The organism is Mycobacterium szulgai (assembly GCF_002116635.1).
Lineage (GTDB): Bacteria > Actinomycetota > Actinomycetes > Mycobacteriales > Mycobacteriaceae > Mycobacterium > Mycobacterium szulgai.
Map to the genome: position 1 here is coordinate 55068 of NZ_LQPW01000134.1, position 26469 is coordinate 81536.

General features: G+C 66.0%; 21 protein-coding genes and 5 pseudogenes. 16 read left to right on the forward strand and 10 right to left on the reverse strand.

Features of this window, described 5'->3' with window-relative positions:
• Positions 1–159 precede the first annotated feature (159 nt).
• Positions 160–1074, forward strand: coding sequence for a heme o synthase (locus AWC27_RS18985; RefSeq protein WP_085671902.1), 915 nt, complete (start codon positions 160–162; stop codon positions 1072–1074).
• A 113-nt stretch (positions 1075–1187) separates the two neighbouring features.
• Positions 1188–2518 (forward strand): annotated as a pseudogene (locus tag AWC27_RS33265) (PE family protein).
• Here AWC27_RS33265 and AWC27_RS18995 read toward each other — a convergent pair.
• On the reverse strand, positions 2515–3489 hold the full coding sequence (locus AWC27_RS18995) for a quinone oxidoreductase family protein (protein ID WP_085671947.1): 975 nt from the start codon (positions 3487–3489) through the stop codon (positions 2515–2517). The pseudogene AWC27_RS33265 and the gene AWC27_RS18995 overlap by 4 nt on opposite strands.
• Before the next feature lie 19 nt (positions 3490–3508).
• Here AWC27_RS18995 and AWC27_RS19000 point away from each other — a divergent pair, with 19 nt between their 5' ends.
• Positions 3509–4369, forward strand: a complete 861-nt coding sequence (locus tag AWC27_RS19000) for a hypothetical protein (RefSeq protein WP_085671903.1) — start codon at positions 3509–3511, stop codon at positions 4367–4369.
• Here the strand turns inward: AWC27_RS19000 and AWC27_RS19005 are convergent.
• The 6 genes and pseudogenes from AWC27_RS19005 to mptB form a co-directional block, all read right to left on the reverse strand.
• Positions 4366–5073, reverse strand: a complete 708-nt coding sequence (locus AWC27_RS19005) for an AMP-binding protein (RefSeq protein ID WP_169726824.1) — start codon at positions 5071–5073, stop codon at positions 4366–4368. The genes AWC27_RS19000 and AWC27_RS19005 overlap by 4 nt on opposite strands.
• A 102-nt stretch (positions 5074–5175) precedes the next feature.
• Positions 5176–6123, reverse strand: a complete 948-nt coding sequence (locus tag AWC27_RS19010; RefSeq protein ID WP_245847271.1) for a COX15/CtaA family protein — start codon at positions 6121–6123, stop codon at positions 5176–5178.
• A gap of 201 nt (positions 6124–6324) precedes the next feature.
• Positions 6325–7035 carry an ABC transporter permease gene (locus AWC27_RS19015; RefSeq protein WP_245847274.1) on the reverse strand — a complete coding sequence of 237 codons (711 nt, stop codon included), beginning with the start codon at positions 7033–7035 and terminating at the stop codon, positions 6325–6327.
• Between the two features lie 59 nt (positions 7036–7094).
• Positions 7095–8036, reverse strand: a complete 942-nt coding sequence (locus tag AWC27_RS19020) for an ABC transporter ATP-binding protein (protein ID WP_085671906.1) — start codon at positions 8034–8036, stop codon at positions 7095–7097.
• Positions 8033–8116, reverse strand: a pseudogene (locus tag AWC27_RS32260) (16S rRNA (guanine(966)-N(2))-methyltransferase RsmD); the annotation flags it as partial. The pseudogene AWC27_RS32260 and the gene AWC27_RS19020, both read right to left, overlap by 4 nt.
• A complete protein-coding gene (gene mptB / locus AWC27_RS19025) occupies positions 8110–9816 on the reverse strand; it encodes a polyprenol phosphomannose-dependent alpha 1,6 mannosyltransferase MptB (protein ID WP_085671907.1) in 1707 nt (568 codons plus the stop codon). The gene mptB and the pseudogene AWC27_RS32260, both read right to left, overlap by 7 nt.
• A 46-nt stretch (positions 9817–9862) precedes the next feature.
• On the opposite strand from mptB, the gene AWC27_RS19030 reads away from it, so the two are divergent.
• The 7 genes and pseudogenes from AWC27_RS19030 to AWC27_RS19060 all read left to right on the forward strand — a co-directional run bounded on the left by AWC27_RS19030 (position 9863) and on the right by AWC27_RS19060 (position 16126).
• On the forward strand, positions 9863–10672 hold the full coding sequence (locus tag AWC27_RS19030; protein WP_085671908.1) for a helix-turn-helix transcriptional regulator: 810 nt from the start codon (positions 9863–9865) through the stop codon (positions 10670–10672).
• A complete protein-coding gene (sufB, locus tag AWC27_RS19035) occupies positions 10669–12111 on the forward strand; it encodes a Fe-S cluster assembly protein SufB (RefSeq protein WP_085671909.1) in 1443 nt (480 codons plus the stop codon). The genes AWC27_RS19030 and sufB overlap by 4 nt, the downstream gene beginning before the upstream one ends.
• Complete coding sequence (sufD, locus tag AWC27_RS19040) at positions 12108–13283, forward strand: Fe-S cluster assembly protein SufD (protein ID WP_085671910.1); 1176 nt, start codon at positions 12108–12110, stop codon at positions 13281–13283. Before sufB ends, sufD begins: the two co-directional genes overlap by 4 nt.
• Complete coding sequence (gene sufC / locus AWC27_RS19045; protein ID WP_085671911.1) at positions 13280–14062, forward strand: Fe-S cluster assembly ATPase SufC; 783 nt, start codon at positions 13280–13282, stop codon at positions 14060–14062. Before sufD ends, sufC begins: the two co-directional genes overlap by 4 nt.
• 11 nt (positions 14063–14073) lie before the next feature.
• Entirely contained in the window at positions 14074–15327 is a 1254-nt protein-coding gene (locus tag AWC27_RS19050) for a cysteine desulfurase (RefSeq protein ID WP_085671912.1), read from the forward strand.
• Positions 15324–15801, forward strand: a pseudogene (gene sufU, locus AWC27_RS19055) (Fe-S cluster assembly sulfur transfer protein SufU); the annotation flags it as partial. The gene AWC27_RS19050 and the pseudogene sufU, both read left to right, overlap by 4 nt.
• The gene (locus AWC27_RS19060; RefSeq protein ID WP_083114109.1) at positions 15779–16126 is read left to right on the forward strand and encodes a metal-sulfur cluster assembly factor; all 348 of its coding nucleotides are present in this window, start codon (positions 15779–15781) and stop codon (positions 16124–16126) included. The pseudogene sufU and the gene AWC27_RS19060, both read left to right, overlap by 23 nt.
• Before the next feature lie 10 nt (positions 16127–16136).
• On the opposite strand, the pseudogene fmdA reads toward AWC27_RS19060, so the two are convergent.
• A pseudogene (gene fmdA / locus AWC27_RS19065) lies at positions 16137–17409 on the reverse strand (formamidase).
• Between the two features lie 138 nt (positions 17410–17547).
• Between fmdA and AWC27_RS19070 the strand changes: the two are divergent.
• Positions 17548–17835 carry a zinc ribbon domain-containing protein gene (locus AWC27_RS19070; protein WP_085671914.1) on the forward strand — a complete coding sequence of 96 codons (288 nt, stop codon included), beginning with the start codon at positions 17548–17550 and terminating at the stop codon, positions 17833–17835.
• A 30-nt stretch (positions 17836–17865) separates the two neighbouring features.
• Here the strand turns inward: AWC27_RS19070 and AWC27_RS19075 are convergent, their stop codons facing one another.
• Positions 17866–19695, reverse strand: coding sequence for an acyl-CoA dehydrogenase (locus AWC27_RS19075; RefSeq protein ID WP_085671948.1), 1830 nt, complete (start codon positions 19693–19695; stop codon positions 17866–17868).
• Positions 19696–19804: 109 nt separating this feature from the next.
• Positions 19805–20911 carry a PE family protein gene (locus tag AWC27_RS32835; protein ID WP_085671915.1) on the reverse strand — a complete coding sequence of 369 codons (1107 nt, stop codon included), beginning with the start codon at positions 20909–20911 and terminating at the stop codon, positions 19805–19807.
• 300 nt (positions 20912–21211) lie between these two features.
• Between AWC27_RS32835 and AWC27_RS19085 the strand changes: the two genes are divergently transcribed.
• From AWC27_RS19085 to AWC27_RS19105, 5 genes and pseudogenes are all read left to right on the forward strand, one after another.
• Positions 21212–23185: a heavy metal translocating P-type ATPase gene (locus tag AWC27_RS19085; RefSeq protein ID WP_085671916.1), complete on the forward strand. Its 1974-nt coding sequence runs from the start codon at positions 21212–21214 to the stop codon at positions 23183–23185.
• Between the two features lie 18 nt (positions 23186–23203).
• Positions 23204–23613, forward strand: a pseudogene (locus AWC27_RS19090) (thioredoxin family protein).
• The gene (gene trxA, locus AWC27_RS19095) at positions 23610–23963 is read left to right on the forward strand and encodes a thioredoxin (protein ID WP_085671918.1); all 354 of its coding nucleotides are present in this window, start codon (positions 23610–23612) and stop codon (positions 23961–23963) included. Before AWC27_RS19090 ends, trxA begins: the two are co-directional and overlap by 4 nt.
• Positions 23960–24808, forward strand: a complete 849-nt coding sequence (locus AWC27_RS19100; protein WP_211281672.1) for an enoyl-CoA hydratase — start codon at positions 23960–23962, stop codon at positions 24806–24808. The genes trxA and AWC27_RS19100 overlap by 4 nt, the downstream gene beginning before the upstream one ends.
• A 19-nt stretch (positions 24809–24827) precedes the next feature.
• Positions 24828–26456, forward strand: a complete 1629-nt coding sequence (locus AWC27_RS19105; RefSeq protein WP_085671920.1) for an ABC-F family ATP-binding cassette domain-containing protein — start codon at positions 24828–24830, stop codon at positions 26454–26456.
• The last annotated feature ends 13 nt before the right edge of the window (positions 26457–26469 follow it).

Genomic DNA, 26469 nt, shown 5'->3' on the forward strand with positions numbered 1-26469 from the left:
GTGAAAAGTAACCTGCCGGCCACCCGCGCTTTGCATCAGTGCCGGAATGGGGAAAAATCGCTGCGGAATCGACCCTGCGGCGCCGAGGCCGGGGTCGTGCGGTCTACCATCGTGCGTAGTAGAAGCTGCGCGCGGCTGCAATCCCCGAGGAGTTAATGCGTGAGCGTTCGCGGGCGCGTCGCGCCGGGCCGAATGACCAGTACGGTCCTGGCTTATCTGGCGTTGACCAAGCCTCGCGTGATCGAGCTGCTCTTAGTCACCGCGATACCGGCCATGTTGCTCGCCCATCGAGGCGCCGTTCACCCACTGCTCATCCTCAACACCCTGATCGGCGGAATGATGGCCGCCGCGGGCGCCAATACGCTCAACTGTGTCGCCGACGCCGATATCGACAAGGTGATGAAGCGAACCGCGCGGCGGCCGCTGGCCCGCGCCGCGGTGCCGACCAGAAACGCCCTGGTGCTGGGCCTGGTGTTGAGCGTCGGCTCGTTCTTCTGGCTGTGGTGGACCACCAACCTGTTGTCCGGGCTGCTCGCCGTGGCGACCATCGCGTTTTATGTATTCGTCTACACGTTGCTGCTCAAGCGGCGCACGTCGCAAAACGTGGTGTGGGGCGGCGCGGCTGGCTGCATGCCGGTGATGATCGGGTGGTCGGCCATCACCGGGACGATCACCTGGCCGGCGCTGGTGATGTTCGCGATCATCTTCTTCTGGACTCCGCCGCATACCTGGGCGTTGGCCATGCGGTACAAGGAGGACTACAAAGCGGCCGGCGTGCCGATGTTGCCGGCCGTGGCCACCGAGCGTCAGGTCACCAAGCACATCCTGATCTACACCTGGCTGACCGTGGCGGCGACGCTGGTGCTGACGCTGGCCACCGGGTGGCTGTACGCGGCCGTGGCGCTGGTGGGCGGGTTGTGGTTCCTGGCGATGGCTCACCAGCTTTACACCGGCGTTCGCGCGGGCGAGCCGGTGAAGCCGCTGCGGCTGTTTCTGCAGTCCAATAATTACCTCGCGCTGGTGTTCTGCGCATTGGCAGTTGACTCCGCGATCGCGCTGCCAACGCTGTTCTGACCCCCGCACCGGATCTCACCTAGATCCAGCCATTCATCCGCTGCACAGGTTTTGCTCAACGTCTCTCAGCCAGTGTCTGGCGTATCAATACGCCGACCGAGAGGTTCCTAGCCATGACTTGGCTGACCGTCACCGTGGATCTGCTGGCAACGGCGGCCACCGAACTGGCGGGTGTCGGTTCGTCACTCAATGCCGCCAAATCTGGAGGCGGTGGTACCGACAACCGAGGTGGCGGCCGCTGCCGCTGATGAGGTGTCGTCGGCACTTGCCGAGCTGTTCACCGCCAACGCTCGGGCCTATCCCGCGGTTAGTGCGCAGGCAGCGCAATTTCACCAAGAGTTCGTGCGGGCACTGAGCGCCGGCGCCGGCGCCTATGCGGCCGCGGAAGCCGCCAATGCCGACCCGCTGCAGCTGCTGTTGAGTGCGATCAATGCGCCTACTCAGACGTGGCTGGGTCGTCCGCTCGTCGGCAATGGAGCTGACGGAGCGCCCGGACGCAACGGCGACATGGCGGCTTGCTGTTCGGCAATGGCGGTAGCTGCGGTGACGCCGCCACCGCTAACGGGGTTGCGGGCAATGGTGGCAACGTCGGATTGATCGGCAACGGTGGGCGCGGTGGGGCCGGCGCCCGCGGTGTGACCGGCGGCGCCGGAGGTCGGGGTGCACTGGTGGGTTACTGGTCGGCGATGGCAGGAGTGGCGGAGCAGGTGGCGGGGGCACCAAGTTCGAATCCACGAGTGGCGCAGGCGGTGCCGGTGGAGATTCCGTCGGGCTGTTCGGCCGCGGCGGCGCGGGCGGAGCCGGAGGCATCGGCAAAGTCAGCTCAGGACTCGGCGGACACGGAGGCACCGGCGGATTGCTCGGTGACGGGGGCGCTGGCGGCGACAGCACCTGGAATTCGGGCGGCGACGGCGGCAACGCCCGCCTGATCGGCAACGGCGGCACGGGCGGGACCCGCCGCCGCCGGCTGGAGCGGTGGTCGTGGCGGCACCGCGGGCTGGCTGCTCGGCAACGGTGGTCACGGAGGGGCCGGTGGGTTCGGGACCCGGTCGGACATCACCGGTAACAGCGCGGGCGGCGCCGGTGGCGCGGGCGGCGACGCCATCGGACTATTCGGCGCCGGCGGAGCCGGCGGTTACGGCGGGTACTGCGCGAGTGGACCCGGCGGATTCCGCGGGCAGGGCGGGACCGCCGGGCTGATTGGTAATGGCGGCGCCGGCGGCGACGCTACGGGCAGCTGGGGCGGCCAGGAAAGCGGCGGCCGCGGCGGCAACGCTCGGCTGATCGGCAACGGCGGCGCCGGCGGCAAAATCGGTCTGGGCCAGGGGGCGACGGCGGCCATGGCGGGTGGATCGGTAACGGCGGCCACGGCGGGGTTGTCCTCGAGTCCGGTACCAACGGTAGCGGCGGCAAGGACGGTCGCTTGTGGGGACAAGAGGGCTAAGGCAGCAACACCAGCGATCCGGTCGTCTTGCGACCCTGCAAATCTTGGTGCGCGCCGGCCGCTTCCGACAGCGGATAGCGGCCGCCGACTTCGATGGTGACGGCGCCGCTGCCGATGATGTCGAACAATTCGCCTGCCCGCCAAGCGAACTCGTCGGCGGTGCGAATGAAGTGGAATAGTGACGGACGAGTCAGGTACACCGAGCCCGCCGCGTTGAGGCGTTGCGGATCGATCGGCGCAACGGCCCCGCTGGAGGCGCCGAACAACGCCAACGTACCGCGCACGGCCAGGCTGGCCAGGCTGGCGTCGAATGTCGTAGCGCCGACGCCGTCGTACACGACTTGCACACCGACGCCTGCAGTCAGCTCGCGGATCTTGGCGCCGAACTCGCCGGCATCCTCGGGGTAGGGCAGCACCTCGTCGGCGCCGGCCCGTCGGGACAGACGCTCCTTGTCGGCGGTCGAGACGGTGGTGATCACCCGGACACCGAGATGCGTGGCCCATTGCGTGAGGATGAGTCCGACGCCGCCGGCGCCGGCGTGCACCAGCGCCGTGTCACCACTTTGCACGGGATACACCGACTTCAGCAGGTAATGCGCCGTCAGCCCTTTGAGCAGTACCGAGGCCGCCACCTCGGAGCTAACGGCGTCTGGCACCTTTGCGGTCAAAGAGGCCGGGGCAGTAGCGAATTCGGCGTAGCCACCATTCGCCGAGGCGCTGACCACCCGCTCGCCCACATTGAATCCGTCGACGCCGTCACCTACAGCTGCCAGGGTGCCGCATATCTCCGAGCCGATGACGAAGGGCAGCTCCCGCGGATATTGGCCAGAACGGAAGTAGGTGTCGATGAAGTTGACGCCAATTGCCTCGGCCCTGATCAGCAGCTCGCCGTGGCCGGGCTCGGGCTGTGGCCGCTCCACGTAGCGCAGGACCTCGGGACCGCCGGTTTCGGTGACTTCGATTGCGTGCACCTGGCTATCATGCCCGAGCATGAAGCTCGCCCGGCCGGACATCTTCCACCCGCGCATCGCGTTGGCGGGTTGGACACGGCAAGTCGCTGGTGACGGCGACGACGCGGGTCTCGTCGGCGCTCTGCGTCAGCGCGGACTGCATGCGCGTTGGCTGTCCTGGGACGACCCGGAGAGCGACCGCGCCCACTTGGTGATCCTGCGGGCGCCCCGCGACTACGCGGCACGCCTCGAGGAATTCCTGGCCTGGAGCACCGGGGTGCAGAATCTGCTGAACGCGCCCGCCGCCGTCGCCTGGAACGCCAACCGGCGCTATCTGAGCGATCTGGCGGAACAGGGAGTGCCCACGGTGCCCGTCGAGGTGTACGCGCCCGGGCGGCCGGTTCGGCTGCCCAGCGCCGGTCATATTTTTGTCGGTCCTGAAATAGGAACTGGCACAAGGCGTTTCAGTGAACGGTCCACGGCCGCGGCCCACATTGCCGATCTGCAGGGTGCCGGCCGCGGGGTTTCGCTGCAGAGTGGTTCGGCTCCCGAGGCCGTGTTGATATTCCTCGGCGGCAAGCCGTCGCACGCGTTTGTCGCGCACGAAGACAGGCTGCATCAGGGTGAGGCCGACTTCGAGCTCTGGGATGTGGGGGCCGCAGCGCTGGCCGCCGCGGCCATACAGGCGGGCGTGCACGTCGAAGAGTTGCTCCACGCGCGAGTGCATCTCGTCGGCGAGCGATTGCTGGAGCTGCAATTGGTGGATCCGTCGCTGGGCTGGCGGCGACTGGACGCACGCGCGCGTGATCTGGCCCAGCGAGAGTTCGCGCTGTGTGTCGAATCCGCTTTGGAGCGGCTGGACCTCGGCCCGTTCTCGCGTCGATACGGCTTCGGCGATTAGGCGTGCGTGCGCAGGAAACCGCCCCAAATCTCCCAGATCGAGCGATGGTCGGAAGGGTTCTGGCTAGCGATGTTGTGGTGGGTGACTGCTAACCCTCTGGGGCTTCCGGTCGCAACCGACGGATACAGGATGTAGGCGACGTTGTCGGGGTTGGGATGGGGTAGGGCATGGGTGGGGTAGGAGGTATTGATGACCGGGTCGTTGATATCGATGACGGGTAGGTCGTGGTGGGCCAGCCGGCCGGCCTGGGTCGTGACGGTGATAGCCGCTTTGGGAGCGGCGTCGTCGAGCAGGAACGCCACCTCGGCATCCGAAAGTGCCGGGTCGATGGGCAGATAGGTCGCACCGGTTTTCAGCACCGCCAGCATCGCGATGATTGCCTGGGCCGACGGTTCAAACATCAAAGCGATCACAGCGCCAGGGCCGGCGCTGTGTGCGGCGACGAGGTGGGCGAGTCTGTTGGCGGCTTCCTCGAGCTCGCGGTAGGTCCATGAGGTGCCGTTGGAGACCAGCGCGATGGCCTCGGGGGCACGAGCCACTTGCTCGCTGAACGACTGCGGAACCGACACTGCCGGGGTAGCCCGGTCGGTGCTGGTGGAAAAGTCCGTCTGCTGTGCCAGCCACACGCCCAACTGCGTTCGCGCCAGTGGAACAGCCCGCTCGTCAAGTGCCGTCTGGTTAATCGCTAATAGATTGACGCTCATGGGTGTTCCTGACCTCATGGCCGCACATGACGGCTGGTGGTGTGAAGTTGGCCATAACCAGTCTCGCCCTACGAACGGCGGAAATATATCCGCTAGCCGTAGCTAGTTGGAGTCCACCGTTCGGCGGAACGGTTGTCCCCCTGCGGCGCCCGGAGGCGGGGCGTCAGGCTGGTTCAATTCGCGGGGTCCCCGCTCCCGCATCGATGCCCACAGCGCTGCGGTGGCCGCCGTACAGGCGGCGGCGCCGGCGACGTGCACCGCGACCAACGCGGCGGGCACACCGGTGTAGAACTGCACGGTGCCGACCCCGGCCTGCGCGACAACCAACGCGAGCAGCACGGCGAGCCGGACCCTGATCGCCCGGGCGGCGTGCACCGCCAGTAGGCCGAATCCCAGCCCGACCAGCAGCGCGAAATACGACACCAGCAGCGACGAGTGCATGTGGACCAGGGTGGTGATCTCGACCATGAGACGTGGCACGGTTCGGCTGGGGCTCTTGTCACCTGCGTGCGGACCGGCCGCAGTCACCAGGGTGCCCGTCACGAGTACCGCCGCAAGATTCGCGGCGCTCAGCGCAGTCAGCACCCGCAGTGGCTTGGCAGCCCGCTCATGCACGACCCCGTCGTCGGGCTCGCCGACCTTGACGTAAAGCAGCACTGACAGCCACACCATCGTCATCGAGGCCAGCAGGTGGATGGCTACCGTCCACCACAGCAACCCGGTGCGAACGGTGACGCCGCCGATGATCGCCTGCACGACCGTCGAGGCCGGCATCAGCCACGCATAGATCAGGACCTCGGTGCGTCGGCGGGCCCGGGTGACGGCCAGCACGGCCAGCGCCGCGGTGATGACTACCGCGAACGTGACCATGCGGTTGCCGAACTCGACGGCCTGGTGGATGCGCGGAACCTCGGCGACGGCCACGGGTGTGAAGCTGCCCGGGAAACATTGCGGCCAGGTCGGGCAGCCCAGGCCCGAGGCGGTGACCCGCACGATCGCACCTGTAACGGCGATACCGCCTTGGGTCAGGATGACGGCCGCGGCCACCATCCGCTGGACGCGCAGACTCGGGTCGGGGAGCAGGTCCACCAACCGCAGCAGCACTCGTCCGACGGGCACCGCCCGATCGTAACGACAACTACGTCACGTAGTAGAAGCGGGCGGCGCGCCGAGTCATAAACGAGGCACACCCGCGCCGGCGCGTTGTGTGCCTCGGTTATGTGTCGCGAACGGCAATCAACGGCAACCGACTCAGGTGAACCGGAACCAGCGCCGCGCGGCCAGTGTGGCCAGCGCGCCCCACACGGCCAGAACGACGATCCCGAACCAGTCCACCGACAGGATCATCGCCTGCGACAGCGCCTCGGTCAGCGCGCCCGACGGCGTCAACCGGGAAAGCCATTTGACCGAGGCCGGGATCATGTCGGTCTCGAGCGTCAAGGCGCCGAACCCGGCGAAGACGAACCACATCAGGTTGGCGACGGCCAGGACGATCTCGGCGCGCAACGTGCCGCCCAGCAGCAGGCCCAGTGCCGCGAATCCCGCGGTGCCCAACGCGATGACCGCCGCACCCAGTGCCAGTGCCGCCGCCGCCGGCCGCCAACCCAGTGCAAACCCGATGCTGCCCAAGATGATTGCCTGCAGAAACACGACGGCTACCACCGCCAGCGACTTGCCCGCGATGATGCCCCAAACCGGCAGCGGAGTCGCTCCGAGTCGCTTCAGAGCCCCATACCGGCGGTCGAACGCGACCGCGATGGCCTGGCCGGTGAACGCGGTGGACACCACTGCCAGCGCCATGATGACCGGAACGAAGGTCGCGGCGCGGTGCGTTCCGAACGACCCGAGCGGCAGCAGCGTGAGCCCGACCAGCAGCGTGATCGGGATGAACATGGTCAGCAGTAGTTGCTCGCCGTTACGCAGCAGCAGCTTGAGCTCCAGGCCGAACTGCGCGGCCAGCATCCTGGGGACCGCATTGGGGCGCGGGTCGGGGGCGAACGTTCCCGCGGGGAACACGTCGGTCACGATCGCAACTTCCTGCCGGTGAGATCCAGGAACACATCCTCGAGGCTGCGCTGCTCGACGCGCATGTCGGTGGCCAGTACGTCGATCCGCGCGCACCATGCGGTAACCGTCGCCAGCACCTGGGGGTCGACCGGGCCTTCGACCAGATACTCGCCCGGCGTCACCTCGGTGGCCTTGTAGTCCTCCGGCAAAGCGGCGGCCAACAACGACAGGTCGAGCCGCGGCGGCGCGGTGAACCGCAACTGGTCTTTGGCGCCGCTTCGCATCAATTCTGTCGGTGTTCCGGCGGCCACGGTCACCCCGTGGTCGATGATGACCAGCCGGTCGGCGAGTTCTTCGGCCTCTTTGAGCTGATGGGTGGTCAACACCACGGTGACACCGTCGCGGCGCAGTGCATCGATCAGCTCCCACACCAGCAGTCGGGCGTGCGCATCCATCCCCGCGGTGGGCTCGTCGAGGAACACCAGTTCGGGACGGCCGACCAGTGCACAGGCCAGCGCCAGCCGTTGTTGCTGGCCACCGGAGAGCCGTCGATAAGTGGTGCGGGCCGCTTCGGTCAGGCCCAGAGTGTCCAGTAGCCAATCGGGATCCAGCGGGTCGGCGGCGTAGGCCGCGACCAGTTTCAGCATTTCCCCGGCGCGTGCCGCCGGATAACCGCCGCCGCCCTGCAGCATCACGCCGATGCGTGCGCGCAGCCGGGCGTTGTCCCGGATGGGGTCCAGCCCGAGCACCTCGATAGTGCCCGCATCCGGACGGACGAAGCCCTCGCACATCTCGACGGTTGTGGTTTTACCGGCGCCGTTGGGGCCCAGCAGGGCCATGACTTCGGCGGCATGCACTTCCAGATCGAGGCCAGAAACTGCCGTGACGGCTCCGTACTGCTTACACACCCCGCGCAGCCGAACAACGACCTCGGGGGACTGGTCGGGCGAAGTCACGGGCGCCGCTCCTCCTCAACGCTTCGTCCCCCGCAAGCGGGAGGTGCCCCCACTGCATCGTCGTCGGCGCGGCTCACGTCGAGTCAGCGTAGGCGTCGGGCGCCGCCTTCGAACGAGGGGTGGCCTGCGGGGTGTCCGGCATCTCGGCGGCGGGCACCACGACGGGCTGATTCGGTTCGTCGTTTTCCTCCGGCAATCGGCGCCATGGCAGCTGGTGGTAGGTCAGCGCGATGAGCACCACCACGATCAGGGCACTGGCCAGCGTGGCGTCCACGATTTGGAATAACGCGAAGCGATCGCCGTTGGCCGTCGGGCCGAAGATCCCCACGATGAGCGTGACGATGATCGCCGCCACCCGGAACCCGGTCCGGGTCGCCCACGCGGCCAACGGGATGATCGCCCACAGCAGGTACCAGGGCTGCACGACCGGAAACAGCAAAACCGTCAGCCCCAGGGCGACACCGAGGCCGCCGATCGGGTGCAGCCGGCCGCGAAACACCGCCAGCAACAGCCAGCACACCATCACCATGATGATCAGCACGCCGATGGCACGGGTCAGCGACAGCACCGCGGTGGTGTGATCGCCCAGACCCAGCAGGATGCCCACCTGCCCGGTGCCCAGGGCCAGCAGTGTCGGTGGCGACATCCAGCTGCGCACCACGTTGGCGGTGCCCAGGGTGTACATCCAGCCAAACCCGAGTCCGCTGGCCCAGCCGACGGCGGCCATCACCGCCAGCGATAGCCCGGCCATGCCGCCGCCGGCCAGCAGCAGCGCCTTGAGGTTGCCCCCGCAGCGGAAGGCCAGGGCCATCGTGACGAAACCCAATGCCAGCATCGAAGGTAGCTTCACCTGCGACGACAGCACGATCAGGATCGAGCCGCCCAGCAACATGCCCAGCGGTTCCCAATCCGGGCCGGGTCGCCACGATGAGGGCCGCAGGTGCTCAGAATCGATGCCGCGCAGCGCGAATTCGGCGCCGGTGAGCATCAGGCCGAGCATCAGTGCCTCGTTATGGATTCCGGCAACCAGGTGCATGATCAGCAACGGGTTGGCCGCACCCAGCCACAGGGCACTTACTTCAGCGACGCCGCAGCGTCGCGCAAGCCGCGGCGTCGCCCACACGATCAACCCCACACCGATCAGCACCACCAAACGGTGGCACAGCACGGCCGCGACGATGTTCTCCCCGGTCAGTGCGGAAATGCCGCGCCCGATCCACAAGAACAGCGGACCGTACGGCGCCGGGGTCTCCCGCCACAAGCTGGGCACCGAAAGGGTGAATACATGGCCAAGCCCCAGGCCGGACGCCGGGCCCACCCGGTAGGGATCAAGGCCTTGCAGTGAGATCTCGCTCTGGGCCAGGTAGGAGTACACGTCCTTGCTGTACATCGGCGGCGCGATCAGCAGCGGCAATATCCACAACAGCAGGGTGCGGTCGAGGTCCCCGCGCGACATCCGCCGCTTGCCCAGCGCGAACCGGCCCAGCATCAACCAGGCCAGCGCCATCATCACCGCGCCGGTTGTGGTCATCGTCAGCGAGACGGTCTGGATGCGCGACGGCAGGTTGAGCAGCCGGACGCCGAAGGTGGGGTCTTGGACGACCGGTCTGGCTCCGGCGCCGAGCGCGCCGATCGCCATCAGCACGGTGCCCGTCGCGCCGAACAGGCGGGTGCGCCGCAGCGCAGTGAGTTCGGCTGGATTGAGTGGCGAGCCCACTGTCTGCTCGTCGCCGTGCAAGCTGGCGATCGACAAGCTCAGCGTGTGGTGGCGGGCTGCCATCAAAGCAGACTAGCTGCACCCGCGGGACCGCTGTTGCGCTCGTCACGTGAGGGCACCCTTCCTAGACCGAGCGCTGGAATTGCGTCACACTGGTGTTGTGAAAATCCAATCCGAGCTGGATGCTGCTGTGCCTGCAGCCGCTGCTGCCGGAACGGATGGTCACACCCGCCGCGCCATCGTGCGGCTACTGCTGGAATCCGGATCGATCACTGCTTCCGAGATCGGTGAGCGGCTGGGTCTATCGGCCGCCGGCGTCCGCCGTCACCTCGACGCTCTGATCGATGCCGGTGACGCCGAATCCGCGGCGGCAGCGTCATGGCAGCAGGTGGGGCGTGGGCGTCCGGCCAAGCGCTACCGCCTGACGTCTCACGGGCGGGCAAAGCTCGACCATTCCTACGACGATCTGGCGGCCGCGGCCATCCGGCAATTACGGGAAATCGGCGGCGAGGACGCGGTGCGCACGTTCGCGCGGCGTCGCATCGACGCCATCCTGGCCGGTGTCGACGTTGCCGACGGCCCGGAAGACGCAGCGGTGGAGGCCGCGGCCGAGCGGATCGCCGGTGCGCTGACCGACGCCGGCTACGTCGCCAGCACGACCCGGGTGGGCGGACCGATCCACGGTGTGCAAATCTGCCAGCACCACTGCCCGGTGTCGCATGTAGCCGAGGAATTTCCCGAGTTGTGCGAAGCCGAGCAACAGGCCATGGCCGAGGTGCTCGGAACACACGTGCAGCGCTTGGCGACCATCGTCAACGGCGACTGTGCCTGCACCACCCACGTGCCACTCGCAATGCCACCAAGTGGGGCGCCCAGCCCGCGCCCGGACACAACGAGCACCAGAGGAGCGTCCACATGACACTCGAGGCCAGCAAGACCGTCGCTGAGCCGCTGACCCAGGAAGAGGCGATAGCTTCGCTGGGTAAGTACGGCTATGGCTGGGCGGACTCCGACGTCGCGGGCGCCAGCGCGCAGCGTGGGTTGTCCGAGGCGGTGGTCCGCGATATCTCGTCGAAGAAGAATGAGCCCGACTGGATGCTGCAGACCCGGCTCAAGGCGTTGCGGATCTTCGACCGCAAGCCGATGCCCAACTGGGGCTCCAACCTCGAAGGCATCGACTTCGACAACATCAAGTACTTCGTGCGCTCAACCGAGAAGCAGGCCGCATCTTGGGATGATTTGCCGGAGGACATCAAGAACACCTATGACCGGCTGGGCATCCCGGAGGCGGAGAAGCAGCGGCTGGTCGCCGGCGTAGCCGCCCAGTACGAATCCGAGGTGGTCTACCACCAGATCCGGGAAGACTTGGAAGCCCAGGGCGTCATCTTCCTAGACACCGACACGGGATTGCGGCAACACCCCGAGATTTTCAAGCAATACTTCGGCACCGTTATCCCGGCCGGCGACAACAAATTCTCCGCGCTGAACACCGCCGTGTGGTCAGGCGGCAGCTTCATCTACGTCCCGCCGGGCGTGCACGTCGACATCCCGCTGCAGGCCTACTTCCGGATCAACACCGAGAATATGGGCCAGTTCGAGCGAACTCTGATCATTGTGGACGAGAACGCTTACGTCCATTATGTGGAGGGCTGTACCGCGCCTATCTACAAGTCGGATTCGCTGCACTCCGCGGTGGTCGAGATCATCGTGAAGCCCGGTGGCCGTTGTCGTTACACGACGATCCAGAACTGGTCGAACAACGTCTACAACCTGGTCACCAAGCGCGCCCGGGCCGAGGCCGGCGCCACTATGGAGTGGATCGACGGCAACATCGGGTCCAAGGTGACCATGAAGTACCCGGCGGTCTGGATGACCGGTGAGCACGCCAAGGGCGAGGTGCTGTCGGTGGCGTTCGCCGGAGAGGACCAGCACCAGGACACCGGTGCCAAGATGCTGCACCTCGCGCCCAACACGTCGAGCAACATCGTGTCCAAGTCGGTGGCGCGCGGCGGTGGCCGCACCTCCTACCGGGGGCTGGTGCAAGTGAACAAGGGCGCACACGGTTCCAAGTCGAGCGTGAAATGCGATGCGCTGCTTGTCGATACGATCAGCCGCAGCGACACCTACCCGTATGTCGACATCCGCGAGGATGACGTCACCATGGGTCACGAGGCCACCGTGTCCAAGGTCAGCGAGAACCAGCTCTTCTACCTGATGAGCCGCGGGCTGACCGAGGACGAGGCCATGGCGATGGTGGTGCGCGGCTTCGTCGAGCCGATCGCCAAGGAACTCCCCATGGAGTACGCCCTGGAACTCAACCGGCTGATCGAGCTGCAGATGGAGGGCGCGGTCGGATGACCGCTACCGCACTCAATAAGGGCGAGCTGTTTGCCTCCTTTGATGTTGACGCGTTCGAGGTTCCGCATGGCCGCGACGAGCTCTGGCGGTTCACCCCGCTGAAGCGATTGCGTGGGCTGCACGACGGCTCCGCCAAGACCACCGGCACGGCGCAGATCACCGTGAGCGAGCACCCCGGTGTCCAGACCGAAACCGTCCGCCGTGGCGACCAGCGGCTGGGACAAGCCGGCGTACCTGCCGACCGGGTTGCAGCCCAGTCGTTTTCGTCGTTCAATTCCGCGACGGTGGTCACGGTCGGTCGCGACACCCAGGTCGTCGAACCGGTGAACATCGCCGTCACCGGCCCTGGCGAAGGTGCGGTGGCATACGGACATCTGCAAATCCGGGTCGAGGAACTCGGCGAGGCCGTCGTCGTCATCGACAACCGCGGCAGCGGAACCTATGCCGACAACGTCGAATTCGTCGTCGACGACGCCGCCCGGCTCACCGTGGTGTGGATTGCCGACTGGGCCGACGACACCGTCCACCTCAGCGCGCAGCACGCCCGGCTGGGCAAGGATGCGGTGCTGCGCCACGTCGCTGTCACGCTGGGCGGCGAAGTGGTCCGGCTGACGGCCAACGTCCGGTTCACCGCGAGCGGGGGAGACGCCGAACTGCTGGGTCTGTACTTCGCCGACGACGGCCAGCACCTCGAGTCCCGGCTACTGGTCGACCATGCGTACCCCGACTGCAAGTCCAACGTCTTGTATAAGGGTGCGCTGCAAGGAGATCCGGCGTCATCGCTGCCCGACGCGCACACCGTCTGGATCGGCGACGTGCTGATCCGCGCCGAGGCCACCGGTACCGACACCTTCGAGGTGAACCGCAACCTGGTCCTCACCGACGGTGCCCGCGCCGACTCGGTGCCCAACCTCGAGATCGAGACCGGCGAGATCGCCGGGGCCGGACACGCCAGTGCCACTGGGCGTTTCGATGACGAGCAACTGTTCTATCTGCGTTCCCGCGGCATCCCCGAAGAACAAGCCCGCCGACTGGTGATCCGCGGCTTCTTCGGCGAGATCATCTCCAAAATCGCGGTGCCCGAGGTTCGCGAACGCCTCGCCACAGCCATCGAACACGAACTGGCCATCACCGAATCAAAGGCAACGGAATCGAGATCAGCAGCCTCATGACGACTCTGGAAATCAAGGACCTGCACGTCAGTGTTGACAATCCCAACGCCGCCGAAGGAGAGCGTGAGATACCCATCCTCAAGGGTGTCGACCTGACCGTGAAATCCGGTGAGACGCATGCCTTGATGGGTCCCAACGGCTCCGGCAAGTCCACCCTGTCGTACGCCATCGCGGGCCATCCCAAGTACCAGGTGACGTCCGGATCGATCACGCTGGACGGCGCTGACGTGCTGGCGATGAGCATCGATGAACGGGCGCGTGCCGGCCTGTTTCTGGCCATGCAGTATCCCGTCGAGGTGCCCGGCGTTTCGGTGTCGAACTTCTTGCGTTCGGCGGCCACCGCGATCCGGGGTGAGGCCCCCAAGCTGCGGCACTGGGTTAAAGAGGTCAAGGCGGCGATGGGCGCACTCGACATCGACCCGGCCTTCGCCGAACGCAACGTCAACGAGGGCTTCTCCGGCGGTGAGAAGAAGCGCCACGAGATTTTGCAGCTGGAACTGCTGAAGCCCAAGATCGCCATCCTGGATGAGACCGACTCCGGGTTGGACGTCGACGCGCTGCGGGTGGTCAGCGAGGGCGTCAATCGGTATGCCGAAGCCGAGCATGGCGGCCTCCTGCTGATCACCCACTACACCCGCATCCTGCGTTACATCCATCCGGAATTCGTACACGTCTTCGTCGGGGGCCGCATCGCCGAATCCGGTGGGCCCGAGCTGGCCGACGAACTCGAACAGAACGGCTACGAGCGCTTCACGCAAGCGGCGGCTGAGAAAGTTTGACGGAGCCTGACGTGACCGCGCAAGTGACTCCACTGGACCTCGCGGCGATCCGGGCGGATTTCCCGATCCTGAAGCGGGTCATGCGCGGCGGAAACCAGTTGGCGTACCTCGATTCCGGCGCGACGTCGCAGCGTCCACTGCAAGTCCTCGACGCCGAACGCGAGTTTCTGGTCACCTCCAACGGCGGTGTGCATCGCGGCGCACACCAATTGATGGAAGAGGCGACCGACGCTTACGAGCAGGGTCGTGCCGACATTGCGGCATTCGTCGGTGCCGACAGCGACGAGCTGGTGTTCACCAAGAACGCCACCGAATCGCTCAATCTGGTGTCATACGTGTTGGGAGACAGCCGTTTCGAGCGTCCGGTCGGTCCGGGCGATGTCATCGTCACCACCGAACTCGAGCATCACGCCAACCTGATCCCGTGGCAGGAGCTGGCCCGCCGTACCGGGGCCACCCTGCGCTGGTACGGCGTCAGCGAAGACGGACGCATCGACCTGGACAGCGTGCAACTCGATGGTCGCGTCAAAGTCGTTGCCTTCAGCCATCATTCGAATGTGACCGGTGCGCTGGCGCCAGTCGCCGAGCTCGTCGGCCGCGCCAGAGAAGTCGGCGCGCTGACCGTGCTGGACGCCTGCCAGTCGGTGCCGCACCAGCCGGTCGACTTCCACGAACTCGAAGTCGACTTCGCCGCCTTCTCCGGCCATAAGATGCTGGGCCCCAACGGAATCGGCGTGCTGTACGGCCGGCGTGAACTCATCGACAAAATGCCCCCGTTCCTCACCGGCGGGTCGATGATCGAGACGGTGACCATGGAAGCGTCTACCTACGCGCCCGCCCCACAACGGTTCGAGGCCGGCACTCCGATGACGTCACAGGTGGTTGCGCTGGCCGCCGCGGCTCGCTACCTGGACGCCATCGGCATGGACGCCGTCGAGGCCCACGAGCGCGAGCTGGTGGCCCAGACCATCGAAGGCTTGTCCGGTATCGACGGTGTGCGCATCATCGGGCCCGCCGAAATGCAGGACCGCGGCTCGCCGGTCTCGTTCATCGTCGACGGCGTGCACGCCCACGACGTGGGGCAGGTGCTCGACGACGACGGCGTGGCGGTGCGGGTCGGACATCACTGCGCCTTGCCGCTGCACCGCAGGTTCGGTCTGGCGGCCACCGCACGCGCCTCGTTCGCGGTGTACAACACTGCCGATGAAGTGGACCGGCTGGTGGCCGGTGTGCGTCGATCGCTGGATTTCTTTGGGAGAGAATGACTTTGCGGCTGGAAAACATCTACCAGGACGTGATCCTCGATCACTACAAACATCCACAGCACCGCGGCTTGCGGGAGCCGTTCGGCGCGCAGGTGTATCACGTCAACCCGGTCTGCGGCGACGAAGTCACGTTGAGAGTTGCGCTGTCAGACGACGGCGAGATCATCGAAGATGTCTCTTATGACGGGCAGGGCTGTTCGATCAGCCAGGCGGCCACCTCGGTGTTGACCCAGCAGGTGATCGGCAAAACGGTGCCAGAAGCGCTGAAAACCCTCGACGCCTTCACCGAGATGATCTCCTCGCGCGGAACCGTGCAGGGCGACGAGGAAGTCCTCGGTGACGGAGTAGCGTTCGCAGGAGTGGCCAAATACCCGGCGCGGGTCAAATGTGCGCTGCTCGGCTGGATGGCTTTCAAAGATGCCCTGGCTCAAGCCCTCGAGGAGGTCGATAAATGAGCGAAACCGCCGCACCCGACGAGGAATTCCTGGCCGACGTCGAGGAGGCGATGCGCGACGTCGTCGACCCCGAGCTGGGGATCAACGTGGTCGACCTCGGTCTGGTCTACGGCTTGAATGTCGAAGAGGGCGACGAGGGAACCGTCGCGCTCATCGATATGACCCTGACCTCGGCCGCGTGCCCGCTGACCGATGTGATCGAGGACCAGTCGCGCAGCGCGCTGGTCGGCAGTGGTCTGGTCGATGAGATTCGGATCAATTGGGTCTGGAACCCGCCGTGGGGCCCGGACAAGATCACCGAGGATGGGCGCGAGCAACTACGGGCGCTCGGCTTCACCGTCTGAATTGCGCCGATCATGGCTTCCTGCCGTCGGTGAAGCTGGCATGGGGCGCCCCGATGCCGGGATCGATTCGATGCGGCCCAGCGGCAGACGGAGTCACCGGAAAATCGAAAATTGCTGTTGGAATATACACGGTCGCACACGAATTCGGGATGTCCACTACCCCGGATAGGCGGCCCTCAATGGGAGCCGATCCAAGAAGTAGATAGGCTTGCTCGGGGCTGTAACCGAATTTGGTCAAATAGTCGATCGCGTGCAGGCACGCCCGTTTGTATGCGAGGTCGGAGTCGAGATATTTTTGTTCGCCATCGAGGGTAACCGAAGTGCCCGAAAAGGCGATCCACTGCGAATATTGGGGATCGGTATTTCCCGGCACAAATATCGCGTTTTCGTACACCCCATAGATATCCATCCCGCCTTTTATGACGTCGACATGCAAGTCGATGAACCCGCCCATTTCGATCGCACCGCAGAAGGTGATTTCTCCGTCACCCTGCGAGAAGTGGAGGTCGCCGAACGATAGGTTCGCGCCGGGCACGAAAACCGGATAGAAGATTCTGGTGCCTTTGGTGAGGTTTTTGATGTCTTGGTTTCCCCCGTTTTCGCGGGGCGGAGCGGTGCGGGCCGCTTCGGCAGCCACACGGTCGAATTCGTCGCCGGCCAGCGTTCCCAGAATGGCGTCCCGGGGTTCCGGCGGCAATGCCAGGGGCGGCACTCGGTTGGGGTCCGTCGCTATGAGCGCACCCTCGCGCTTGTTCCACTTCGCCAGTAGCTGCGCGGATGGGGCCGTTCCCATTAGGCCGGGATGCACGATACCGGTGTACTTGACCCCCGGAACATGCCGAGATGTCGCGCATTGTCCGGTGAAGTCCCAAATCGCCTTGTAGGCGTCGGGAAAATGATCGGTGAGGAAGCCACCGCCGTTGAGTGTTGCGAAAATTCCCGTATAGCCCCAGCCCTGCCCCGCCAGCGGGGCCCGAGTCCTCCTGAGGAATGGGGCCGATATCCAGGATGTCGACAATAAGCAGGTCACCCGGTTCGGCGCCCTCGATTGCGAAGGGGCCGGACAGGCAATGCACGCCCGTTAGCGGAGCATTGAGGATGTCCTCGGCGGAATCGTCATTGTGGATGGCTCCGTCAAACCACTCGCGGCAATGTGCACGGAACGTGGAATCACGCTTGACGGTAACAGCTGGCGGAATATCTGGATGCCAACGATTGTGGCCGATTATCCGTTGTTCATTGAATTTCTTACTCGAGTCCAGGGGAAAAAGCAGTTCGGGCACATTTCACTCTCTGGTCGCTCACGACAATCGACGGGATACGCATGACGACCGTTTCACTCAAAGTTGAGCGCTAACTGTGATGGCGCTGATGATCTTCTGGAAGCCCGCGCCCGGCGCTAAGGCTTTATAGTCGCCCACATGCCGAGTTATGTGTACCGCTGCGCGGGGGGCTGCCCAAAATTTGCCGAGCGGCATCCGATGGCGGCCGTTCCCGACAGCGCCCCCTGCCCGCACTGCGCCGGCGTAGCCAGGAGGATTCCTACCGCGCCCATGGTCGGCCTCGGCCCTACCGCCGCGATGCGGCTACACGACCGCACCCGCGGCACCGCCGATGTACCCGACGTCGTTGACCGCCTGCCGCCTGCGGTATCTCCGCGGCCGCAGATGATTACCAATCCGCTACACCACAAGCTTCCCCGGCGCTAACTGCGCTCACCGGATTGCCGTGTCGAACCCTCAGAAGGCGTCTTCGGAGACGCGCATGATCTCGTCGTCGATGGATTCGACGACGGCCCGCACCCCGCCCAGCTTCGGCAGCATGTTCTTGGCGAAGAACGAAGCGACCGCGACCTTGCCTTGATAAAACGCTTCATCGCTGCCGGACGGCCCGTTGGCGAGGGCGGCACGGGCAACATCGGCCTGCGCCAGCAGCCCCCAGCCGATGAGCAGGTCACCGACCGCCAGCAGATACCGCACCGACCCGAGGCCCACTTTGTAGATCTCGGTGGGATTCTGCGCGGCCGACATCAGATATCCCGTCAGCGCACCGGTCATCGCCGTGCAATCGTCCAGTGCGGTTTGCAGCAGCTCGGCTTCCGGCTTAAGTGATTCATCGATGTTCTCAATGGTCCGGCTGATCTGAGCCGTCACGTGCTGCAGGGCCTGGCCGTGGTCGCGGATGATCTTGCGGAAGAAGAAGTCCAGCGCCTGGATGGCCGTGGTGCCCTCGTAGAGCGAATCAATCTTGGCGTCGCGGATGTACTGCTCGATCGGGTAGTCGACCAGGAAGCCGGAGCCGCCCAGGGTCTGCAGCGACTCGGTCAGGATTTCGTAGGCCCGTTCCGAGCCCACGCCTTTGACCACGGGCAGCAGTAGATCGTCGACGCGGTGCGCCAGATCGGGGTCCGCGCCCGAAACGCGTTGCGCCACTGCAGCATCCTGGTGCGCGGCGGCATACAGATACAGCGCCCGCAGCCCTTCGGCGTAGGCCTTCTGGGTCATCAGGCTGCGACGCACGTCGGGGTGGGCCATGATCGTGACCCGCGGCGCGGTCTTGTCGGTCATCTGGGTCAGGTCGGCACCCTGGATCCGCTCCTTCGCGTACGCCAGCGCGTTCAGATATCCCGTGGACAGCGTGCCCGACGACTTGACGCCGATCGTCATGCGAGCGTGCTCGATGATCGTGAACATCTGCGCGATCCCGTTGTGCACGTCGCCGACCAGGTAGCCGACGGCCGGCACGTCAGTGGCGCCGAACGTCAGCTCGCAGGTGGGGGAGGACTTCAGCCCCATCTTGTGTTCCAGCCCGGTCACATACACGCCGTTACGCGGACCGAGTTCCAACGTCTCGGGATCGAAAAGGTAATTGGGAACGTAGAACAGGCTCAATCCCTTGGTACCCGGGCCGGCGCCTTCGGGCCGGGCCAGGACGAGATGGAAGATGTTCTCGGTGGTGTCGCCGACGTCGCCGCCGGAGATGAACCGCTTCACCCCCTCGATGTGCCAGGTGCCATCGGGCTGTTCGATGGCCTTGGCGCGCGCTGCACCCACATCGGAGCCGGCATCGGGTTCGGTGAGCACCATGGTGGACTGCCAGTCACGCTCGATGCCCATCGCCGCCCACTTGCGTTGCTGCTCATTGCCTTCGATGTAAAGCGCATTGGCCATGACGGGGCCGAGCAGATAGAAGCACGCCGACGGATTGGCGCAGTAGATCATTTCGTTGACGGCCCAGGTGAGGGGTGGCGGCGCGGGCATGCCGCCGATCTCCTCGGCCAGGCCCAGGCGCCACCACTCGGCATCCTTGATCGCCTGCACCGTCTTGACCAACTCGTCCGGCACGCTGATGGAGTGTGTTGCCGGATCGAACACCGGTGGGTTGCGATCGGCGAAGGCGAAGGACTCGGCGATCGGGCCTTCGGCCAGGCGAGCGGCCTCGGCCAATATCGTGCGGGCGGTGTCGATATCGAGATCGCTGTAGCGGCCCTCGCCGAGAACGGCGCCTACCTCAAGCACCTCAAACAGGTTGAACTCGAGATCGCGGACGTTGGCGATGTAATGCCCCAATGCGGTTCCCTTCACTCACGTGGATCGGCCCGTAACGGGGCCTAGTGTCTACGAGTGGGGAAAACGTACGCAACCGTAACCACCGTTACGACGCGTTTACCTGCTATTACTAGCCGTTGGCGCCGCGCTGGCCGAAGAGCAGCCCGCCCGTGCCACCGGTACCGGGGGTACCGCCGATTCCAGCGTGGCCGCCGGCGCCGCCGTTGCCGATCAATATCGCGTTGCCGCCGTTGCCGCCGTTTCCGGCCAGCGGCCCGCCACTGCCACCCGCCCCGCCATTGCTGAACAGTCCGCCCTGGCCGCCGGCACCGCCGTCGGCGTTGGAGAACCCGGTACCGCCGAAGCCGGCGCTGCCGAACAACAGACCCGCGTTGCCGCCGGCCCCGGCCCTGCCGTCGGAGAGGGCGTCGCCACCGTTACCACCGCCGCCCAGCAGGTAGGCCTTCCCGCCGTCGCCACCGCCGCCGAGGAAGCTGCTGCCGCCGTCGCCGCCGTTGCCGTACAGAACTCCGCCGCTGCCGCCGGCGCCGCCGGCTCCCATGCCGTTGGGGCTGATACCGCCGAAGCCGCCAGACCCGACCAGGAATGCGGACCCGCCGATGCCGCCGGCCCCGCCGCCGCCACCGCTGGTGCCGCCGGCACCACCGTTGCCGTAGAACACTCCGCCCCAGCCGCCGTTGCCGCCGTTCGCGCCCGCACCGCCGGTACCGCCCTTGCCGCCGTTGCCGAACAACCCAGCGCCCCCGCCGCTGCCGCCGTTGACCCCGGCGGTACCCGACGAGAAGCCATTGCCGCCATTGCCGAATAGGATTCCGCCGGCCTGGCCGTTCGGGTTCGCCGCGGTGCCGTCAGCGCCGTTACCGATGAACGGCCGGTTGAACGCCGCCAGGGCGGGCGCGTTGATCAGATCGGCGATCGGCTGGAAGATCCCGAAGTTGGTGGCCTCCGCGGCAGCGTAGGCCTGAGCGCCGCCGAATACATTGCGGACGAACTGCTCGTGGAAGGCGGCGACGTCTGCGCTGACCGCCTGGAAGTTCTGGCCGTGTGCACCGAACACTGCCGCGACGGCGGCCGACACCTCATCCGCGGCCGCGGCTGCCACGCCGGTCGTCTGCGCTGCCGCTGCCGAGTTGGCGGCGCTGATCGCCGAGCCGATGCGGGCCAGATTTCCGGCCGCCTGAGACACAGCGTCCGTATTTGCGAGCAAGAATGACATCCCGAACCTCCCCAGTGAAGCGCCAGCGACCGAAAAATCTTATCCCTTTTCGGCCACCCTGGTTTTCGATTTGTCAAACCCATTTCAAAATGAATTTTCATTGCGCATGCGTAAATTCAGTCGGCTGCGTTCTGCCCCGACGAGCGGCTGGGTCGACCTCAAACCGGGCGTCGGCCGCTTGCCTTGTGCCAGTGACCAATTCAATCGCATACCGCAACGCAATCGAGATTTCCGGGGATCGCTGCGTCCCTAGACTCGGTTCATCCTGAGGAAGTCCCACCCCCCTGTGAGGCCGCCGGAATGACCTTGACCGCTCTCGAAGTGACCGCTTACGAGGCTTCTTTCGACCGCGTTCCCAGTACAATTCCCCGGCCTTTGAGTTGGCGGGCGGCGCTGTGGTCGGTGATGTCGGTGCGCTGGGCGGCAGCCGCACTCGCGCTGTTTTTGGCCGGGCTGGCAGCGCAATGCAACGGTGCGCCCCAAACCGTCTGGTGGACGCTGTATCTCAGCTGTTATCTGGCCGGCGGCTGGGGTTCGGCATGGGCAGGTGCACAGGCGTTGCGCAACAAGGCCCTCGACGTCGACCTGCTGATGATCGTCGCCGCCATCGGTGCGGTCGCGATCGGGCAGATCTTCGACGGCGCACTGCTTATCGTCATCTTCGCGACGTCCGGTGCACTCGACGACGTTGCGACCAAACACACCGCCGACTCGGTCAAGGGGCTGCTGGATCTCGCGCCGGATCAGGCCGTGCTGATCGAATACGACGGTACCGAACGGGTCGTCCCGGCCGGCGAGCTGACGATCGGCGACCACGTGGTGGTGCGGCCGGGGGAGCGGATACCCGCCGACGGCCTGGTGTTGTCCGGGGCCTCGGAGGTGGATCAGCGCTCGATCACCGGCGAATCGATGCCGGTGGCCAAGGAAACTGGGGATGAGGTGTTCGCCGGCACCCTGAACGGATCGGGTGTACTGCAGCTGGTCGTGGCTCGCGACCCGTCACAGACCGTAGTGGCACGAATCGTCGAGCTGGTCGCCGAAGCCTCGGCTACCAAAGCCAAGACTCAGCTGTTCATCGAAAAGATCGAGCAGCGCTACTCATTGGGCATGGTGACGGCAACGCTAGCCCTCATCGTCATCCCGCTGACGATGGGTGCTCATCCGCAGCAGGTCTTGTTGCGTGCCATGACTTTCATGATCGTGGCTTCGCCCTGTGCGGTGGTACTGGCCACCATGCCGCCGCTGCTTTCGGCGATCGCCAACGCGGGCCGGCATGGGGTCCTCGTCAAATCCGCCGTCGTCGTGGAGCACCTCGCCGGCACCAGCATCGTGGCGCTGGATAAAACGGGCACCCTGACTTGCGGCATCCCGCGGCTGACGACTCTGCAGCCACTTGACCCCGACACGGTCGACAGCCACCGTCTCCTCCAATTGGCCGCTGCCGCAGAGCAATCCAGCGAGCACCCGCTGGGGCGGGCCATCGTGGAGGAAGCTCGCAGCCGAGGCATCGCGATCCTGCCCGCCGAGGATTTCCGCGCCCTGCCGGGCCGTGGGGTGCGCGCCACCGTCGGGTGTGAGTTCGTCGAGGTATGTAGCCCGCACAGCTACCGGGGTACCCCGCCGCCCGAGCTGGCGCACATCGAGGAGGCCGGTGCCACCGCCGCCATCGTCCTGGTCGACGGGATAGCGGTGGGCCTGCTCGGACTCACCGATCAGGTTCGGCCGGACGCCGCGCGCTCGGTGGCTTCGCTGACCGCGTTGACCTCGGCTGCGCCGGTGCTGCTGACCGGTGACAACGGGCGCGCGGCCCGGCGCGTCGCCCAGCACGCCGGAATCACCGACGTCCGAGCGGCGCTGCTGCCCGAGCAGAAGGTGGAGGCGGTCCGGGCCCTCGAAGCCGGCGGACACCGGGTGCTCGTCGTCGGCGACGGCGTCAACGACGCCCCTGCCATGGCCGCGGCCCGCACCTCCATCGCCATGGGTGCCGGGGCCGACCTCACCCTGCAGACCGCCGACGGCGTCACCGTGCGCGACGAACTGCACACCATCCCGACGATCATCGGACTGGCCCGGCAGGCACGGCGGGTGGTGACGGCCAATCTCGCCATCGCAGCCACCTTCATCAGCGTCCTGGTGTTGTGGGATCTGTTCGGGCACTTGCCGCTCCCGCTGGGGGTGGCCGGTCACGAAGGATCCACCGTGCTGGTTGCGCTCAACGGCATGCGGCTATTGACCAACCGGTCCTGGCGGGCTGCGGCGACGTCCTCCCGCTGACGTCGTAGGCTCCTCGTCGTGGGTACCCGAGACCTCACGGCAGCGGTTTTCCAGCACACCATCGACGCCAATGAGAATGTGCTGGTCTACTTCTGGGCGCCGCTGTGTGGCCCGTGCGAAGTGTTCACCCCCACCTACGAGGGCTCGTCGGACAAACACTTCGACGTCGTGCACGGCAAGGTGAACTACGAAACCGAGACGGACCTGGTGCAGCTCGCCGGGGTCAAGTTGTTGCCCACGCTGATGGCCTTCAAGCGGGGCAAGCTGGTGTTCAAACAAGCCGGCATCGCGAACCCGTCGGTCATGGGTGATCTGGTCCGGCAGCTGCGTGCATACAAGTTCGCCGTCGACCCGCCGGCGGCTCAGCGGGGCCTGTTATGACCGGTGGGGAACAAGAACAGCGCCGTCTGTCGTTAGGGCTGGCGTGACTACCCAAGACCTCACTGCCGCGCAGTTCAACGAAACCGTCAATGGCAACGACATGGTGCTCGTCGATTTCTGGGCATCCTGGTGTGGCCCGTGCCGTGCCTTCGCGCCGACCTTCCAGGCGTCCTCGGAGAAGCACCCCGACGTGGTGTTCGCCAAGGTGGACACCGAAGCCGAGCAGGAGCTGGCAGCGGCCGCCCAGATCCGGTCCATCCCGACGCTGATGGCCTTCAAGAAGGGCCAGCTGCTGTTCAATCAGGCCGGCGCGCTTCCTCCCGCGGCGCTGGAGGACCTCATCCAGCAGCTCAAGGACTACGACGTCCCGGAAGACGCGGGCGCACCCGCCGAATAGGGTCGATCCCTGGCCCTTGGGCTACCGTTTCCAGCGTGAGTTTGGTCCTCGTTGAGAATCCCCGGCCCGAGATTGCGCTGATCACCCTTAATCGGCCCGAGCGGATGAACTCCATGGCCTTCGACGTCATGGTGCCGCTGAAGGAGGCGCTGGATCGAGTCAATTACGACAACGCCGTCCGGGTGGTGGTGCTGACCGGGGCTGGTCGCGGGTTTTCTTCCGGTGCCGACCACAAATCCGCGGGCGCCGTGCCGCACGTCGAAGATTTGACCCGGCCCACGTATGCGCTGCGGTCCATGGAGCTGCTTGACGACGTCATCCTCGCGCTCCGGCGGCTTCACCAACCCGTGATCGCCGCCGTCAACGGCCCCGCCATCGGCGGCGGGCTGTGCCTGGCGCTGGCCGCCGACATCCGAGTGGCCTCGACCACCGCCTATTTCCGCGCCGCCGGCATCAACAACGGGCTGACCGCCAGCGAGCTGGGGCTGAGCTATCTGCTGCCCAGGGCCATCGGATCATCGCGCGCGTTCGAGATCATGCTGACCGGTCGCGATGTCAGCGCCGAGGAAGCCGAGCGGATCGGGCTGGTGTCGTGTCAGGTGCCCGAAGGCCAGCTGCTGGACACCTGCTACGCGATCGCGGCCCGGATGGCGGCGTTCTCCCGTCCGGGAATTGAGTTGACCAAACGTACGCTGTGGAGTGGACTGGACGCCGCCAGCTTGGAAGGGCATATGCAGGCCGAGGGCCTGGGTCAGCTTTTCGTCCGGCTGCTGACCGCGAACTTCGAAGAAGCCGTTGCCGCGCGCGCAGAGAGGCGTCCGCCGGCATTCACCGACGATAAGTAATCAGCAAGGGAGCACGATCGTGATCACGGCCACGGACCTCGAGGTCCGCGCTGGCGCGCGCATCCTGCTCTCGCCCGATGGCCCGGACCTGCGTATCCAGCCCGGTGACCGGATCGGGCTGGTCGGGCGCAACGGTGCTGGCAAAACCACGACGCTGCGCATCCTGGCCGGGGAGGGCCAACCGTACGCGGGTTCGGTCACTCGCAACGGTGAAATCGGTTATCTGCCACAGGATCCCAAAGAGGGCGATCTTGAGGTGCTGGCCCGCGACCGGGTGCTGTCGGCGCGCGGACTCGACGTGCTGCTGACCGATCTGGAGAAGCAGCAGGCGTTGATGGCCGAGGTTGCCGACGACGACGCCCGCGATCGCGCCATCCGCCGCTACGGTCAACTCGAAGAGCGCTTCGTCGCGCTGGGCGGCTACGGCGCCGAAAGCGAGGCGGGCCGCATCTGTGCGAGCCTCGGTCTGCCCGAACGGGTGCTGACCCAGCAACTGCGCACCCTGTCCGGCGGCCAGCGCCGCCGGGTCGAGCTGGCACGCATCCTGTTCGCCGCATCGGATACCGGCGCAGGTTCTTCCACGACTTTGCTGCTCGACGAGCCGACCAACCACCTCGACGCGGATTCGGTTGGCTGGCTGCGTGACTTTCTGCGGACACATAATGGCGGACTGGTGATGATCAGCCACAACGTCGACCTGATCGGCGATGTGGTCAACCGGGTCTGGTTCTTGGACGCGGTCCGGGGCGAGATGGACGTCTACAACATGGGCTGGCAGAAGTACCTCGACGCACGGGCCACCGACGAACAGCGTCGCCGTCGGGAACGCGCCAACGCCGAACGCAAAGCCGCCGCACTTCGCACCCAGGCCGCCAAGCTGGGTGCCAAAGCCACCAAAGCCGTTGCGGCACAGAACATGTTGCGCCGCGCGGACCGCATGATGGCCGCGTTGGACGAGGAGCGCGTCGCCGACAAGGTGGCACGGATCAAGTTCCCCACCCCGGCCCCGTGTGGCCGCGTCCCGCTGGTGGCCAAGGGCTTGAGTAAGACGTTCGGATCGCTCGAAGTGTTCACCGGCGTCGATCTGGCCATCGACCGTGGTTCCCGCGTGGTGGTCCTGGGACTCAACGGAGCCGGCAAGACCACGCTGTTGCGATTGCTGGCCGGCGTCGAGCAACCCGACACCGGTGCCCTAGAACCCGGGCACGGCTTGCGCATCGGGTATTTCGCGCAGGAGCACGACACGCTCGACAACGACGACACCGTGTGGCAGAACATCCGGCACGCCGCACCTGAATCCGGTGAACAGGACCTGCGGGGCCTGCTGGGTGCGTTCATGTTCAGCGGCCCACAGCTCGACCAGCCCGCGGGCACCCTGTCCGGCGGCGAGAAGACCCGGCTCGCGCTGGCCGGATTGGTGGCGTCCACCGCTAATGTGCTGCTGCTCGACGAACCGACCAACAACCTCGATCCGGCGTCGCGTGAGCAGGTGCTCGACGCATTGCGCAGCTATCAGGGCGCGGTGGTGTTGGTGACGCACGACCCCGGCGCGGCAGAGGCGCTCGACCCGCAACGCGTGGTGCTGCTACCCGACGGCACCGAAGACTATTGGTCCGACGAGTACCGGGACCTCATCGAGCTGGCCTGAGGTACCGGGTTTT